Origin of the sequence: Martinezella rhizogenes (assembly GCF_027460065.1) — a bacterium.
GTDB lineage: Bacteria > Pseudomonadota > Alphaproteobacteria > Rhizobiales > Rhizobiaceae > Agrobacterium > Agrobacterium rhizogenes_C.
The window spans coordinates 1-16,186 of record NZ_JAPYZZ010000036.1; the positions used below are offsets into that span (position 1 = coordinate 1).

Consider the following 16,186-nt stretch of genomic DNA (forward strand, 5'->3'; position numbering starts at 1 on the left):
TTTGCATCCTGTTCAACAACCGACGGATTTGCCGTGTGCTGAGATCAAGCACATGCGCCGCCGACACCATGGTCATCCCACCGGCAATCACCTTCGACAAAATCTCGATCCGCTGCAAATCACGCTCGCTCATCGCAATCAGTCCCATCTGCAATCTCCCGGGCATCATTCAGACCCGGGGAGTGTGACATTCCAACTTTGCAGAAACAGGACATTCTAACTTTGCGGCTACAAACAATAATCGCATAATCTATCTTATGGAACTGGACGGTCATTTCGTGTGACGCCGCCAATGCTCATGTTGGGACGTCGTGTTTGTCTCGATGTTGATTGGTTCAACGCTCGTCATGTGAAGGCTTTCTTTGAATTACGACTCGGCGCTTGACCGCCCCGAACATGGCACCGCGGTGGCGCGAGCACCATGTTCGGGACCGCTATGAATTGAACGAGATTTTTTCGATCCCAAAAGCCAGGACGATGCCCTAACTCACACGTCAACCGTTCGCCGGATGACTATTTTTCCTCGCGCCCGGCCAGACGCAGATCGCTCCAGCGCTGCGGGGGTGTCCTCGAACGCAAATTCGCGGTCAATGATCGGCCGCAGGGCGCCGGCTTCGACCAGCTTGCCGATTTCCGCCAGCTGGCCGCCCTCTGGGCGCATGAACAGAAAGCCGTAGCCGTCTGTGAACCCGCACTGGTCGCACAGCCCGTCAAACACCGCTTCGCCGTATGGCGCTGTCTGCGCGTCATCGAGCCGCACCTTCAGATCAAGTTTAACGGTGCCCTCCCCTGCCCCCTCGTGCATTCATTTCATAAGGGAAATAGATGGCCGGATTTTACGCGGCCCCTACAGCGAGACTATCCCGCCGCTACCGTGGATTAACTTTGCACCGCCGCTCTCAGCCGGTTGCGGCCATTACGCTTCGCCACGTATAGTGCTTCATCCGCTCTCGAAAGCAGTTCCTCTGGCGTTTCATTATGCTCGAATTCGGCCACGCCTATGCTCGCGGTCACGGTAAGCTTGGTCCCGTCCGACAAAATCAGCGGCCGGTTTGCGATATGGCGCAGCATCCTGTTGCCGAGGGCATCGGCAGCCCTGATGTCGTTGTCAGGTGCGACCACGACAAACTCATTACCCCCATAGCGAACGACCGTTCCCATTGTCTGGAACTGGCTGTCGATCAATGTACAAACGTGCCTTAGGAGCTCATCACCGACCAAATGGTAAGTATCGTTGATATGCTTGAAGTGATCGAGATCCAGTATCAAAGCCGAGAGCGGCCGGCTTAAACGCCGGGACCTGATGGTTTCTTCTTCGAGCTTGTGGTCGAGATAGCGCCGGTTGAATGCGCCGGTCAGCGGATCGCGCATGACGTCGCGTTCAAGAGCGGCGATCCGCGTGATATCCTTTGTAGTGAGATCGGACAGGCGCGACACAATCAAAATAAACGCGCTGCCAACCATCAAAATGATCGAAACAACCAACTCCGTCATTGTTGCTCCCGAGTTAACTACGAGAACGCCAAAACAGGCATAGCCCATGAGGAATAGGAAAATGAGCGCTCGCAGGCTGTACCAGCCCCGGCGCATTCGGCCTTGGTTCAAGGTGCGTAAAATAGAAGACAGGGACGGCACCGCCGCAGTAAACAAACCGATGCCGGTCACGATCAAGGATGCATAGCACAGACAATAGATCACGCTAGCCGCAGCCGAATAACATATTCCTAATACTTGACCTGTAAACGCTATTCGACGCTATTCACTGTTCTGTCAAGAAAGTGACGTGAACCATGCCATGCCACAATACGGTGGATTTACAACCCGGCTTTAAAGGAACAACGTTCGAAGGAATGGTCGAGACCTTTTCCGAGCACTTTGGCCCGTTTGATGCAATGCCTATCGGCAGACCGGAAGATTTTTCTTGGACGACCGGCTTCTGGACAAGCGGTTCGGTGACATTGTCAACCAGCCTGTTTCACAATGAGTGGCAGGTAAAGGCAGTACCGGAAACTGGAGAATGGCTATCGATCCTTTCGCCACGCAGCGGCAGAATTGATGTGGCGCTAAAAAACCGCACGATTGAAGGTCGTCCGGATCGGATGGTCTTCACGAACAATCACGAGGCCAAGCATTTTTTTGTTCGAGGCGCACCGCATGCGAATGATGTACTGCGGTTAGACTGGTCACTCATCAAGCAAACAGCAGCTTCAATTCTCGAAGTACCGTTGAATGGATCGTTGAATCTGACGCCTGCGGTTGACCTTTCGACGGCCGAAGGGCGGCTTCTTCACAGCGTCGTTCAAACCATTATTGGTGGGATGCGCAATAACGGTCCGTTACTTCAATCTCCAATCGCGATCTCGCACATGACGCACGCGTTGACACAATTGGTAATTCTCACCGTTCCTCATCGCTTGTCGCATCACCTCCAAAAGAAGACGTTTCAGATCGCGCCATGGCACGTGCGCGACGCCATTGACTTTATGCAGGTCAATATCTCAAAACCGATTACGATGGCGGAAGTGGCAAGCGCTGTAGGCGTGTCTGCGCGCGCGCTCGAAACGGGATTCCGCACCTTCAAGGAAACAACTCCAGCGTCCTATTTGCGAACAATTCGACTGCGGGCGGCCAGGGATGATCTGCTCGATCCACAGAATCGGCAGGGTGTGAAAACGATTTGTCTAAAGTGGGGGTTTTTCCACTTCGGTCGCTTTTCTGCAGCATATAGGGCGATCTACGGCGAGAACCCGTCCGATACGAAGAATCGCTTAGCCCGTCCTTGACTTTCTGACCGCAATCAACGTGAAGAATTGATCGTTGATGAAGATAAGTGTTGGCTGGTTGCTTGAGAAGCGTGGCCCGTCATCGCTACGTATCGGCAATGACGGGCTGTGAAGACTGTCAAAGAAGCGTGCTGCGGATTGCTCGACCACCCGATCACGCTCCACTCCATAGGGCAGCAGCAGCCTTCAGGGTCCATCGCGCCGACCAGCAGAAGCGACTTGGTATTATCGGTGCACACTTCTTTTTCCTGCCGCCAGATAGTCCCGACGTCAATCCATCGGAGAATTCCTGAAGGCTTTCAGCCTCCAAGAGTGCTCAAGCTACCTAAGACATGCTGGATACGGTGCAAACTAAACCATGGCAGACTCTAGCGTGACGGTTTTCGACGTCAACTCCCTAACGATGTACCGCAGGTTCCCGATCGAGCCCACCAGTCTATCCCGTGAACTCATAAACGGATGGCGATTGAAGCGTTGATGTTTCATCCTTCCGAACATTGTACAGTGCATCGTGCAGACGCGCGCTCGGTTTCAAACCGCTACATCGGCGTCCTCGCGTATCTGCCGGCGCAGTTTTCGGCAGGCTGGATGACCCAGACATTGTCTTTTGAGAAGACGATGGCTCCGGATCGTTTGGCTTCCGATGTGCTGGCCGGGATCAGCAGCTTCGAGTTCTTGTAGAAGAGGATTTCGGGTTCGGATTTTCCCTTGCCGGTCCAGATGTCATCCCGGATCTGAAGCTTGTTTCTGTCCGAATTGAAGACGATGAAGGTGTCGCCCTCGACGATCCCGACGCTTGCCTTCTGGAAGTACACGTTCGACTCGATCTGCTTGTCGGCTCGCAGGAACGAGAGATCTTCGTCGTTCACGGTTCCTTGCGCGGACAGCTGGAACAGCTTCTCCATAACGGTGTTCATCCGGGTTTGCGACATGGCTGGTTGGCAAGCATGTGCATTGCTTGGAAAGAGTACCAGAAGAAGTATCCAGAGTCTGTTCGCCACTCGAATGTCCCTTGTGCATGGACGATGGGTTGTTTTATTTTCAACATCTGTTCGTTCAGCTTGTAAGAGCTTGCAGTCCGCCACATTTACCCCTCAAAATATCAGGCGCAAAGGATCTGCTGCGTAAACTCATAAAAATTCTTTTTGTTTGTGGCGCGCTGTGATTCAAGGCTTTCGAATAGGGAAGTCTTTTATGACGCGTCGTCGCCACGAATTGACTGACCATGAATGGTCGATCATATCGCGGTTGTTGCCCAACAAGCCACGCGTCGTTGCCCGCGTTGATGATCGGCGGGTCCTGAATGGCATTCTCTGGTGATTTCGAACGGGCTCACCCTGGACGGAGGAGCGAGTTCCAACATTTGCCGGCCCTCGGGTAGACAAGCCGCATTGTACGACCGCACGTCGAGACCTTCCTGCCTTCTCCCTTCAGCGTAACGACAAATTTTAGTGATTTGTAAAACAGGCCTCTGCCCGTAGTTTAGTTCCACCGGCAAGTGACGTCAAAAGCCTCGGCACCACCGTGTTGAACTCATGGATGATCTCCACTTGAGAAAAGCCCGCCAAGCCATGGCAGTTCGCATTGTGATTGAGCGTGATCGACGCTGTGTCCAAAGCCACAAACCAGCCGGCCGCCGTAGTTCTCGCGAAGGCTACCGCCTTGGAGGCACTGTACACCTCCCCATCTTCGCATTCTATCTGTGGAATGCCCATACAGCGCGCGGTGGCGATTGCGGTATCGTGGAGAGCATGGGTGGTCCAGAACAATCGGCCAAACTCGATCATTCCAAACAGCATCAGCAAGAACAGCGGCATAACCAGAGCGAATTCCACCGCACTGGCACCGCAGCGAGATTTCCAAAATTTCTGGATAACGGATTTCATTGTGTTCGGACAATCGCGCTGGCGTAAATAAAACCATCTTTGACGATGCCGTAGCTGGAGAACAACGGCGCATATGTCTGCTTTGCAGTGATCGCGACATACTTGCCTGACGGCGCTCCGTCGGAACAGAAAGTGCCGCAGGATTGTTGCTGTCCCCAAATGAGCGACGATGCGGTGCCGGTCGGGCAATAGCAGGCATTCGCATGGCTTGCAGCACCGCCGAGTTTTATGTTCGTTCCGTCATAATTTGCCTGTGCCCCGTTGTTAACGACGATCGAGGCGGTCCTGTCTCCCGAGGTATCCTCACTGGCAACGATTGTGGCGATCTTTGCCGCCAAATCGTCGCCATTTTCGGCACCAACCTGATCGGCATGAACCATGGCGTAGCTTGTGCTGTCCGAGATCGTTGCCTCCAGCTGAAAGCGGGAGAAGATCAGCAACCCTAAATCGGTGCTTCCTGCCAGAATGATAGCTAGGATCGGTGCAATCAGTGCAAACTCGATAGCGGCATTGCCGACACGATCTTCTCTGAGAATGCGTCTTAGATGGACATACAAGGTCGTGGCTCTTTTCATGGAGGTTCGAATAAAGATCATTGGACAAGCGCCACCTTGCCGCCACCGCTTGACAGGGTGCATTCCGACATGGCCTGCGAACCGCCAGACAGTGAAATACTGGCGCCGATCAGTTGTAGACAACCAATTGCCGCGTCACCGATCTGCCCCCCGCCACCGAAACCGATCTGTCCATTTGGAAAATAGAAGGCGCCGGAGATTTTACCTTTGCCGCCTGACGTGATTTCTGCACCCGTCTTGTTCTTTGCTGATTGTGGACCAATTACTGCCAGATTGGCGTAGTCACCTGACTGTGGTGCTGAAAGGGTGATCGCGTTACCACCGGTCAAGCAGAAGGACTTACCACTGCAATCCCAGTTGGAGGGCGTTTTGACGCCTGATATGATGATCGTAACATTCTTGCCGGAGACCGAGATCGTGTCACTACAGTTGGCGCCGCCCGTATGGACCGCGAAATACCCGTCGACCGTATAGATGCCGTCACCAAGTCTGGCGCCACCGGCCAGATCGACGCTGCCGGATATGTCGTGCTGTGTGGTTGCGGGAAGTGTAAGGCAGCTTCCGCCCCCGCCGCCGTTGATGTCACCGTTGACGCGGAAGACGCCTTTGCCCGATCTGGCATCCGCCATGCTGGTTACGGAGCCACCACCAAGCCCGATCGCGTTATCGCCACTCGATCTGCCGATGATGTAGCTGTTGCTGGTTCCGGCCCCGAGTTTCAGCATGGCGCCATCGCCCGTGTAGAAACCTGCGTCCAACACGAAAGTGCTGGGTCCGTCGATTGTGGTCTTCCCGGAGCTACATAGGCTGTAACGCGCATCACCGCACTTGTCGTCACCCTGTCCGACATGGAAAGAACCTGCTCCGAACGTCAGATCAGCGCCATAAACGCCTTTGGCGATATTGAAGGTGCCCCCCCCAAATTCCAGCTTCGTGCCGAAATCGTTCTGGATTTTACCTGAGAAATTATAGACGGTGCTTTTGCTGCCTGAGATGTTGAACTTCACCTGCATGTTGCCGTGCACCACCAGAGAACCGACATTGATCGTTGAGCCGGAACAGATGATGTCCCATTTGACCATCCAATAGGGATTGTAATTGGCGGGATCGTAGCGGCATCCGATGGCCTCGATCGCGGCTGCGGTCTGGGGTGGGGCAACATTACCACCAAATTCAATATCGGTTCCCTTGGTTGCCGATACCGAGCTTGGCCACGATGCCTCGCGGACAAGGTTGAAGCGTTGGTTGAGTTCGGCCACACCTGCATGATCCTCAAGAGGATCGCTGGTGTACTGGCTTGTTACAGGTGCTGGGCTACCATCCGACCGCATGATATTGTTGGTCCATGGACAGGGCTGCGAGGAGCCGTCGAAATAGGTGGCTTCCTTGGCCGTGATTTTGGTTCCGCACGGGGCTACGAGGTCGCTGTTGGAATTCACATAGCACTTGCTTGCTCCGACCTGTACACCGCCTGATAAGGTGACACCCGATCCGGACTTGTCCAAAGCAATGATACAACCATTCTCCGAGGAGCCGATTGAAGAATAGGCTTCGGCTCCGATATCAAGCTTCGGGCTGATACCAAGGATCGGCGCGAGAACGAGCGTGTTCGTCGTGGTGATCGCGACATGCACGACTAGAACGCGCGCGTCTTTCGGAGACTTTGTGAGGGAGATCGAAACGTCGGCGGCATCGACTCCATTGAGTTGCGCCACTCGATGCGCCGCTGCCTTCATCTTCACTTCCGAATTAGTCTCACTGTAGGCGAGTGCCCCGGAGTAAGACGCAAGATCGGCGGTGCGCTGGTTCTCGTCCCGCACAAGCAGTCCGTATCCGTATTCGACGGCCAAAGCTGCAAAACCAATCACGATCGGCAAGCAAAAGGCGGCCATGATCGCGATGCCGCCGTTTTGATCCTTACGAAGCGACCTGAGCATGGTTCTCATTTTGAATGAGGGCCCTTGATATCTGGGTCCGATAGTAAAGCGGCTCATGAAAAGGACTCACCGTCGCTCGCCCGTCGACCATCTGTCACGATCGAAAGCCCATGGCCGCCGTGGGCTGCACGCTGAATTTGCGCGTACAATGCCTCCAGATAGTTGGTTATGCCGAGCAACTCTGTGTGCGCATGTTCGAGTGCATCACGCGTGGCGGCGTTGACGGAAATGGCGGTTGTGCCGATGAAGGTGGGTGAATTTTCAGGCTTCATTTGCCGAAGCGAGGTGTCAACAATGTGCTTCATGAAAAAGTCTCTTAATCAAGGCGCGACAGGATGGCATCGTCCTCTCGTCGCTTGAGGATGTCGCGTCGGTTCGTTCGGGCAAAAGGTGTGCACGAGTCATTCGATGAAATGCCAGCATGCGCATCTTAGTAACTCAAAACGCCGACCGCGAACGTTAACGCAGGTATGTCTTTTCCAGGTTCAGGTTATTTGGTTGCGTTAATCGGATATTGCATTACAAATCGGATAAAGACGGTCGTTTCTTCTGCTGGTTTACGACGATGAAATGATGCATCTGGCCGGTAGCCTTGGTTAGGGAAGCATCGGCTGAGAGCGATTGCAGCGTTTGTACTTGGCAGATCTGACTATTGGTCCGTCACATCCAGGACCGTTTCAATGTGGCGTATGGTTAACATCCGATCAAGCCGAGTAAGCGGTCGGAATGTTCTTGAGGCGGAGCCGTCGCGCGCAACTTCCCTGGAAGCAGTTCTGCGATGGTCTAGTCGAAGCATGAGTTTTATTGCAATTAACGGACCGGTGTTCACAAGCGCAGCGATATTTTTTGCCGTTTGCCTTACACTTCAGCAGGGTAGCCTATCAGCATGCCACAAAATTCCTCAATGGCTTTCGAGCCCAGTTTTGAAGGATCGACTTTTGAGGAGATGGTCCAGACTTTTACAGAGCAATTTGGCCCATTTGACGCTTCACCGATCGGTTCTGCTACAAGCTTTACTTGGCGGGCGGACTATCGGACCGATGGCAAGCTGACTCTGCTGAGCAGCCAGTTTCACAACGAGTGGCGGCTAAAGGCGGCGCCTGAGCAACCGGAGTGGCTGTCGATTCTCTTACCGCGAACCGGCGCCATCGCCGTGTCGGTGGGTCATCGCATCGTAGAGAGCCACCCAGGAAATCTCGTTTTGGTCAACAACCACCAGGTGGATCAGTTCGCCGTACGAGGTGAACCCCACATATCGGATATATTGCGTCTGGACTGGTCGGTGATTCGGCAGACAGTCACCGCAATCTTCGAGACGCCCCTTAATGGACCGTTGGACTTGTCGCCGGTGGTAGATCTCACGGTTCCAGCGGGCCAACTGATTGGCAATATGTGCCGAACGATCGTTGGTGGCTTACAAAGCAACGGACCGCTGCTCCAGTCGCCGATTGCCATGTCGCATATCACTCTGGCTCTGGCCGATGTTCTTATCCGAACGATTCCAAATCGCTACTCTCGTCACCTGGAAAAACGAACATATTTGATCGCGCCATGGCACGTGCGTGATGCAATGGATTTCATGCAGGCGAACGTCGCGAAGCCGATTACCATGTCGATGGTGGCCGAAGCCGTTGGTGTCTCTGTTCGTGCCCTCGAAACGGGATTTCGTACCTTCAGGGAAACAACCCCGGCAGCCTACCTGCGGAGCCTTCGGTTAAGCGCTGTCCGAAATGATCTGCTCGATCCGTCGAACCTGGAGTCCGTAGGAGCAATCTGTCTGAAACAGGGTTTCTTCCATTTCGGCCGTTTTTCTGCGGCCTATCGGGCCACCTATGGTGAGAACCCTTCGGAAACCAGGAGACGATCGATCCGCGTTTGAACTAGGGCTGATGCCTGCGATCTGATCCCTGTGCTCTGTACTTTTAAGCCGTGAATAGCGGAGGGTGGCGGTTATTTGCCATCGCCTGGTAAAGATCGCCATTCACCGAATCCAGGCCATACAATGACAGGGCAGATAAGGACCTCGAAGTGAACGGTTCTGCGATCATAGAGCGTTGCGAAACGGTAGACGTGCTTCTATTGGTTGAGCAACGTTCGATGCGATTGAGATATTCGTGGACGATTTCATCGTACGTGTGGATGATTTGCGCGAGCGATTTGAAGGATCGGAGCTTTTGGCTCCTATCAGGTCGGTCTCGAAGCCTTCATGCGCGCTGGTCCGGGGTTGGGGCCAAACGAGTTGGAAGTCCTAGCGCCTCGGAATTTTGGCGATACTGATCATCATTCCAGACTAGTTGCAGGCGCAGAAACCAAAAGCATCTCGCCAAGAACGGCTATTTCGATCAGGCGATAATCCCGAACCGTTACAGCAGATCACGCCAGCGACCACCGGAGCGGGCCTGCCACAGCAGCGCGCAGGATCAACCCGGTTGTTCGTGGGCGGACGGCGCCTCCCTTTCGTTGCGCCTGACACGAGTCTCTTGATACGCCCCCAATGATCATTTTCAAGCGCATCGAAATACACAGCCAATCTCCGAAATTAGCATCGCATCTGATTTTTCCTTCGCAGCAAATCCCAAATCGCTAAATCGTCACCGCCCCAATACGTGCGACCTATGCTGGCGGAGACGAGGGACCTGGACCTATGCACAAGCGGCGAACCCAGGCGCGAAGTATAATCCACTTAACGCAGACTCATCCGTTTTCCGCATCCTCTGCTTGGCGATTAATGCTCTGTTTAGGAAGAACCACGTTGGTAGCGATTGTGATTTCAGGGCCGGATGTCCGTCGGCTGGAACAATGATGCGGCAATGCTATCGGCTCAATTGTCGTTCACGCCTGCGGGATGAAGCCGCAGTTTTCCAAGACCTGTACTTCGATGCTTTGGCTACTTGCACCCGAGTAAGTTCGTGGCTGGCCATACTTTCGAATTTATAGACCCCTCCGCCAATGCTGCGGAAGTTCCGACCGTTTTTCAAACGCGAAGGAAAGGGGGTAATTTTTGACCAATCGCAACCTAGGGGTTTGCGCTTATAGTTTAGAGGTAGTTACAGTGAACCGACCAAGTGTGAAACTCTCCCTCATCGGCTCTGCTGCCGGGATGGTCCTCCTAACCGCTGCCCTTTCTTGGGTATCCATCAATTCGCTATCGACCATCAACGTCAAAAGTGACGAGATCGTCGACAATTGGATGCCGAGCATCGAACGCTCGAAAGAAATGGATACGGCACTTTCCGATTTGAGAGTGGCCTTTAACCGCAATGTGCTGGCCGCCACGGCTCAGGAAGAGAGTGACGCTGAGAACCTGGTTGAAGCCGAGAAAGCGCGGTTTTCCCAAGCCTTGGATGACTACGCTGTTCTGGTGTCCGAGCCTGGTGAAAAGGCGGAGCTTTCGAAGATAAGGGGAAAACAATCCGCGCTTTTCGAAGCTGGGACCAGGCTCACGGCGGCGATGATCGCAGGTAACAGGGAAGAGGCCAAGCGGATACTCGCTGAGGAAATGAGGCCACACTACTTGGAAATCGATAAGGCGGTGGATGCGATCGTCTTGCTCAACAAAGAAGGCGCGGCCCGGTCCGGCACGGCTATTCAGCAAATGCTGGAGGAAGCCCTGCGTTTCGTGTACATCCTTTGCGGCGTTGCTCTTTTGGTTGGAACTGGTGCCATAGGCTTCGCTGTAGCCGGTATTGCCAACCCCATCGGCCGGATCACGGCGGCGATGCGCAATCTTGCATCCGGCGATGCCGCGTCGGCTATCCCCTTCGCCGGCCGCCATGACGAAATCGGCGCTATGGCCGAGGCTGTCGAGGTCTTCCGGCAGAACGCACTTGCCAACGCACGCATGGAGCAGGAAGCCATCCAATCCCGAAGCTCCCAAGATGCGGAACGGGTTGAGGTTCAGCGTCGCACCGAGCGCGAAGCCGAAGCCCTGCGGTTTGCGTCCGAAAATCTGGCTGCCGGCCTGAAGCAACTGGCAGGCGGCAACCTAACCTTCCAGATCGACGAGGCGTTTGCGCTGGACTTCGAGCCATTGCGCCAGGACTTCAACCAGTCGGTTCGCCAGCTCGGCGCCGCGCTCGGTTCAATTGCCGAAAGCATCGGGACGATGGACAACGGCACCCGCGAGATTGCATCCGGCGCACAGGATCTCTCCAAACGCACCGAGCAGCAGGCTGCCGCACTCGAGGAAACCGCAGCGGCTCTCGACCAGATCACCGCCAATGTCGGCTCTTCGACAACGCTGACGGAGGAAGCCCGGACCGTCGCAAACCAGGCAAACCAGAGCGCCGCAAAGTCGGCAGAAGTGGTTGCCCATGCTGAGGAGGCGATGCGACGGATTGAGGAAAGCTCCCAGCAGATCTCCAATATCATTGGGGTCATCGACGAAATCGCCTTCCAGACGAACCTTCTGGCACTCAATGCCGGGGTTGAGGCTGCACGCGCGGGTGACGCTGGCAAGGGTTTTGCCGTCGTCGCCCAAGAAGTGCGCGAACTTGCCCAGCGTTCCGCGCAGGCTGCGAAAGAAATCAAGGGGCTGATCCGCAATTCCACAACCGAAGTCGAAAGTGGCGTAAAGCTCGTGCGCGACACCGGCGAGGCCCTGAATGTCATCGGCGGTTTCATTGGTCAGATCAACGGTCACATGAACGCAATCGCCGTTTCGGCGAAGGAGCAGTCGACCGGGCTTGCCGAAATAAACACGGCGGTCAATTCGATGGATCAAAACACACAGCAGAACGCGGCAATGGTGGAGCAATCGACCGCTGCGGCGTCGAGCCTAGCAGAGGAAGCGACCAAGCTCCGCGACCTCATTGCCGGCTTCAAGCTTGACGGAGCTTCTCGGCCGCGAGCCGTAAGCCGGACAAGCATATCTGTCGCCTCCCCGGCGCACGCGCTTGGCAACAAGGTTGCCCGCGCCTTCAGCGCTAAGGGATCTGCAGCAGCAGCCGTCAATGAGTGGACGGAATTCTGACGACAGCGGATACCTCGGCTCCCGGTCAGGCAACAACGCTGGAAATCATTGCCTTCTCTTCGGCACCAGCAATTTTCCATCTGAAGGACCCCGATCCGGGGATGGGCAGCGGCAAGGCCGCTGCCCACGCTCAGCCCGACCTCCTCGGCGTCATGAACCTGCGCAGTTGGGCTATTCCGGTGATCAATCTGGCGGCAACCTTTCGGCCGAAGCAATAGCGACCAGTTGCACCTCCTGCCAACCGTCATCTCTCATCGGAGAGGTTGCCGCTTCGGCCCTTGGGGTACGCCCATCCTTTCCGGTCAGTCGTCTATCCCCAGGATGACCGCAATCGACAAAGAGATCCGCCATGCAGCAACTCGCTCCGTTACTCGCAGCCTCCGGCTGTAGCTCCGAACTCTCGGCAACGGGACCAGCCATTTCTTTCACAAGGAAAAGTTCAGCTGAAGTTCGTAGTCAAGATCCCGTTCTAGCTCGAGATCGAGGCTTCGCCCAAACCAACTGGAACCAACGCAAATGAAGCGCAGGCGCGCTTCGGCGGTCCTAATTTTCGTCACTTGAAACGCGCCAGCCGTCTGGATCAGTTTTGAGAATGCTAACGTACTGATGTCGGTAAGTATCCGCGAACACGCTTTTGTTTCAACTTGATCTCCATGGTATAACGTCGCGCCATGTTCTTGGCTGAATCCGTTCGTTCGACATAGAGCTGGTGGGGTTGCAAAATCATGCCGATATCCTTGCCAAGGGCGGCCAGCGCGTCCAAGGACATATGTGAACCCTACAGGCGCGACCGATTTATTTTCGTGAGGAGTGGGGTTTGGGCAAAGCGCTGATTGCACTCGTCCCCAGAGCTGCCTAATCACCTGCGATTGTTCCCATCGGCGACGTCGGCGACCGCCGAAGCGACTGTTTAATCCGTTTTGCGAACTTTATCCGAATCGCGCAGGGAATTTCGGCCGCGCTTCAACGAAAAAATCATTTGTTAACATCACGCCACGCCTTAATCGCTTCCGGTGCATCGAGCAAGGCTTCGATGTACTGACAGAAGTTCGCGCCGGCACCGAACTCCTCACGCCACAAATGAATTGTGGCGCTTTCCCGTGATGCCCATCAATGCACCGACGATGCCCCGGGCAGCGTACAGGCTTGCTTCTAACGACGAAGGTAAATGCATGATATCGAGCGGCACCGGCGTGAGCGCATTGTTGAAGGTCACCTTCAGACCCGGGGCGAACCGTAAAGCACGCCATACGTTGGCGTCGCGGGCACTACGGCTCGCAACACTACGCATTGCGCTCGTTTGCGCCTGTGCGGGCGGCGTGTCCTATTTCATCAATCATTCAGCACTTGAGCGGTCAGTGCGCTCGCAGCTCTCGCTTTCGACCGAACAGGCTCTGCAGCGCGAGTCTCTGCCATTTCGCGAGGTGAAGGATCTTCAGAAGAATTTCCTCGCCGAGTTCGAGAGGATCTACGCGATACCGGAAGCTCGGCAATCATTAGCACGGAATTTCGATGATATTTTCTATCGCCATGAGGATGGATCCTACACCCAGCGTCCGGGATTGTTTGAAGGCGAGCCTTTGCCCGATGGGCGCAGATTTCCGGACATGTCGGCAACCTACGCGCCTGACGTGACGCCGGATGAGGACGTGAAGACACGGTTTGCGCTGTCGTACCTGCTCTCTTACCAATTCGGGTCTGCCGCCAAGGGCCGCCTCTTCAATTTCTACGGCGTGGTTCCGGAAAAAGGCTTCCCGATCTATCAGGCTGCCGACATCGCCAAGGTTTTCAAATATGAAGGCCCGGATGCGCTGAAGCTCGAGACTTTCGAATTTTTCTCCCGCGGCTTCGGGGGGCCTCAAAATGACACTTTCTTTACGCGCATCTATTGGGATCCCTCCAATAATGCATGGATGACGACGATCGCGACGCCCGATACGCCTGACGCTTCGGGCAAACATCGCATCATGGCTTGCGTCGACGTGCTGCTCGCCGATCTGATGAAACGAACCGCAAATCCGACGCTGCCGGGCGCACGCGCGACAATCTTTGCGACCGATGATCAGGGAACTCTGATCTTCGACAGTAAATATGCGGATGCGATCACGACCAGCGCCGGTGAAGCCTCGATTTCCTCCCTTGAAATCGCCGACTACCAGCCATTGCTGAAGGCAAGCCAGTCGATCGGAGCGGGTTCGGTGTCGCTCATCGACAGCACCAGCGAAATTACCGCCGTCGGCCGGATCCCGGACACACCCTGGGTGCTTGCCGTCCACTATCCAAAGTCGCTGATGCGGCCCGCCATCCTCACCAATCTCTGGATCGTAGTCGCCGTCGGGCTGCTCACCCTGTTGGTCGAACTCTTCATCCTCCGTTCGATCCTGCAAAAGCAGGTCGCCGAACCGCTGGTGAGATTGATCCACGCCACGCAGCTGGTCGGCCGTTCCGGCGTTACCGTTGCCAACGACGCCCTGCCCACACACTCCGACGACGAGATCGGCGAGCTTGCCCGCGATTTTGCGTCGATGGCAGCGCGCGTTCACGCAGCCCACGAAGCGCTTGAAGGAAAGATACGGGATCGAACCTCCGAGCTGGAGCTGCTCAATCAGAAGCTCCTGACGATCAGCCAGACGGACGAGATGACAGGTGTGGCCAACCGCCGTCGCTTCGACGAGGTTCTCGCAAGCGAGCTCGCCGGGCTTGGGCAGGGCCAGGACCTGCTGATGCTTGCTATGGTGGATGCCGATTGGTTCAAAGGCTACAACGACCGATACGGCCATCCTGCAGGAGACGCCTGCCTGAAGGAAATCGCCAGGGTGCTGGAACGCAATACGCGGAGCAAACAGGACCTCGTTGCCCGCTATGGCGGAGAGGAATTCGCCATCATTGCGCGGATCGCCTCAGCCGATAACGCACTCGTCATCGGACAGGCCCTCTGTTCGGCAATGGTGACCGTCAAGCTGCCGCATGCGGGATCACCTTTTGGGCACGTGACGCTCAGCGTCGGCATTGGGCTGGCGGCGCCGGATCAAAATATCTCTCCGGTAGCGCTATTGCTCGAAGCCGATCGCGCGCTTTATCGCGCCAAGCAGGCAGGGCGAAATCAAGCTGTCGTTGCCGAGCCTACGTTGGACATACAGATTCAGCAGATAGCTGTTTGAAACCTATGGTCTCGTAGCGCCCCGCCGCTCATTCGGCGAATGATCGAGTAGCCGGAGTCTGCGTTCGTGCCGTCGCCCGGGCTCGGCTGGATAGGGTCGATACTGACGCACATAGGGACGCAAGCCAGAACATTGGCGATAGAGCCTAGGCGGTTCAACGGGCGAGATTCTGGTTCTGCTGTGGTCATGGAGTGACAAGTATGCTCGACGAGCGCAAGTTGTTCGGTTCCGCGCGATTGCGGCGCGACTTGCTGATCGCTGTGTAGATTCGGCGGCGGAGTTGTTGTCAGAGATCGCCATAATTCAAGTGACGCGTAGCGGTGAGAACAAAAATATATTTCAACTAAAGCGTGAAATTACTTGGAGCGAACTCAGCCGAAGTTTGCCTTTGGCCGGGAGCTACTGAATTTAAGCTCCCCACGAGAAGAAGGGATGAGTTAACAAATGGCGGAGGTCCCGATCCGCTGATATGCCGAAGCCGGTCGTCGAGCTGAAAATGTTCACGCCGCATCTTCATATTGACATCTTGAAGGCGAGGGCTCGGATTTTTTACCGATACTTCCCTTTCTGTCTGTGGGGCCCATGTCCGGATACTCCCGATTTCGTGGCACGCCATTGCAGGACAAAGCCCAACTCGATCGTTGGCGGAACGAACGCGAGGGCATGTGCGGTGTGGAGGGGATGGAATTTTCACAACGAGTGAGCCGCGTGAACAACCACGCGGCTCCTTTGCATTCATGCCTGATCGAAGAATTCGACGGCGCCGCTGTCGAGGTGATAGTAGGCGCCGACAATCTTGATGCGGCCTTCCGCCAGCGGTTTGAGCAGGAGAGGATCGCTTTCCTCGCGCAGATTGCGCACGACGCGGCGAA

The 16,186-nt window shown here is 55.4% G+C and carries 13 protein-coding genes and 2 pseudogenes; 6 read left to right on the plus strand and 9 right to left on the minus strand.

The genetic code is table 11. The annotated features are described in order from the left end of the window. The 3 genes and pseudogenes from O8B93_RS27380 to O8B93_RS27390 form a co-directional block, all read right to left on the minus strand. Positions 1 to 148: pseudogene (locus O8B93_RS27380) on the minus strand (helix-turn-helix domain-containing protein); the annotation flags it as partial. Between the two features lie 339 nt (positions 149 to 487). Further along, the gene (locus O8B93_RS27385; RefSeq protein ID WP_269713034.1) at positions 488 to 805 is read right to left on the minus strand and encodes a zinc-binding dehydrogenase; all 318 of its coding nucleotides are present in this window, start codon (positions 803 to 805) and stop codon (positions 488 to 490) included. Between the two features lie 74 nt (positions 806 to 879). After that, positions 880 to 1,665, minus strand: coding sequence for a GGDEF domain-containing protein (locus O8B93_RS27390; RefSeq protein WP_269713035.1), 786 nt, complete (start codon positions 1,663 to 1,665; stop codon positions 880 to 882). Positions 1,666 to 1,790: 125 nt separating this feature from the next. On the opposite strand from O8B93_RS27390, the gene O8B93_RS27395 reads away from it, so the two are divergent. Next, entirely contained in the window at positions 1,791 to 2,783 is a 993-nt protein-coding gene (locus tag O8B93_RS27395; protein ID WP_269713036.1) for a helix-turn-helix transcriptional regulator, read from the plus strand. Positions 2,784 to 3,322: 539 nt separating this feature from the next. Here the strand turns inward: O8B93_RS27395 and O8B93_RS27400 are convergent. Continuing rightward, positions 3,323 to 3,784, minus strand: coding sequence for a hypothetical protein (locus tag O8B93_RS27400; protein WP_269713037.1), 462 nt, complete (start codon positions 3,782 to 3,784; stop codon positions 3,323 to 3,325). 193 nt (positions 3,785 to 3,977) lie between these two features. On the opposite strand from O8B93_RS27400, the pseudogene O8B93_RS27405 reads away from it, so the two are divergent. After that, a pseudogene (locus tag O8B93_RS27405) lies at positions 3,978 to 4,100 on the plus strand (IS5/IS1182 family transposase); the annotation flags it as partial. A gap of 131 nt (positions 4,101 to 4,231) precedes the next feature. Here O8B93_RS27405 and O8B93_RS27410 read toward each other — a convergent pair. Genes O8B93_RS27410 through O8B93_RS27425 form a run of 4 tightly spaced genes read right to left on the minus strand, consistent with a single transcriptional unit; the run spans position 4,232 to position 7,486 of the window. Next, positions 4,232 to 4,669, minus strand: a complete 438-nt coding sequence (locus O8B93_RS27410) for a TadE/TadG family type IV pilus assembly protein (protein WP_269713038.1) — start codon at positions 4,667 to 4,669, stop codon at positions 4,232 to 4,234. Beyond that, complete coding sequence (locus O8B93_RS27415) at positions 4,666 to 5,244, minus strand: TadE/TadG family type IV pilus assembly protein (RefSeq protein WP_269713039.1); 579 nt, start codon at positions 5,242 to 5,244, stop codon at positions 4,666 to 4,668. Before O8B93_RS27415 ends, O8B93_RS27410 begins: the two co-directional genes overlap by 4 nt. 17 nt (positions 5,245 to 5,261) lie before the next feature. Further along, the gene (locus O8B93_RS27420; protein ID WP_269713040.1) at positions 5,262 to 7,190 is read right to left on the minus strand and encodes a pilus assembly protein TadG-related protein; all 1,929 of its coding nucleotides are present in this window, start codon (positions 7,188 to 7,190) and stop codon (positions 5,262 to 5,264) included. 44 nt (positions 7,191 to 7,234) lie between these two features. Beyond that, positions 7,235 to 7,486: a hypothetical protein gene (locus tag O8B93_RS27425; RefSeq protein WP_269713041.1), complete on the minus strand. Its 252-nt coding sequence runs from the start codon at positions 7,484 to 7,486 to the stop codon at positions 7,235 to 7,237. A gap of 581 nt (positions 7,487 to 8,067) precedes the next feature. Here O8B93_RS27425 and O8B93_RS27430 point away from each other — a divergent pair. The 3 genes from O8B93_RS27430 to O8B93_RS27445 all read left to right on the plus strand — a co-directional run bounded on the left by O8B93_RS27430 (position 8,068) and on the right by O8B93_RS27445 (position 12,371). Further along, on the plus strand, positions 8,068 to 9,060 hold the full coding sequence (locus O8B93_RS27430; protein ID WP_269713042.1) for a helix-turn-helix transcriptional regulator: 993 nt from the start codon (positions 8,068 to 8,070) through the stop codon (positions 9,058 to 9,060). A gap of 1,173 nt (positions 9,061 to 10,233) precedes the next feature. Continuing rightward, positions 10,234 to 12,153, plus strand: a complete 1,920-nt coding sequence (locus O8B93_RS27440) for a methyl-accepting chemotaxis protein (protein ID WP_269713046.1) — start codon at positions 10,234 to 10,236, stop codon at positions 12,151 to 12,153. Continuing rightward, on the plus strand, positions 12,138 to 12,371 hold the full coding sequence (locus O8B93_RS27445) for a hypothetical protein (protein ID WP_269713043.1): 234 nt from the start codon (positions 12,138 to 12,140) through the stop codon (positions 12,369 to 12,371). Before O8B93_RS27440 ends, O8B93_RS27445 begins: the two co-directional genes overlap by 16 nt. A gap of 851 nt (positions 12,372 to 13,222) precedes the next feature. Here the strand turns inward: O8B93_RS27445 and O8B93_RS27450 are convergent. Continuing rightward, the gene (locus tag O8B93_RS27450; protein WP_269713044.1) at positions 13,223 to 13,369 is read right to left on the minus strand and encodes a hypothetical protein; all 147 of its coding nucleotides are present in this window, start codon (positions 13,367 to 13,369) and stop codon (positions 13,223 to 13,225) included. A 142-nt stretch (positions 13,370 to 13,511) separates the two neighbouring features. On the opposite strand from O8B93_RS27450, the gene O8B93_RS27455 reads away from it, so the two are divergent. Continuing rightward, on the plus strand, positions 13,512 to 15,314 hold the full coding sequence (locus O8B93_RS27455) for a diguanylate cyclase (protein WP_269713045.1): 1,803 nt from the start codon (positions 13,512 to 13,514) through the stop codon (positions 15,312 to 15,314). The last annotated feature ends 872 nt before the right edge of the window (positions 15,315 to 16,186 follow it).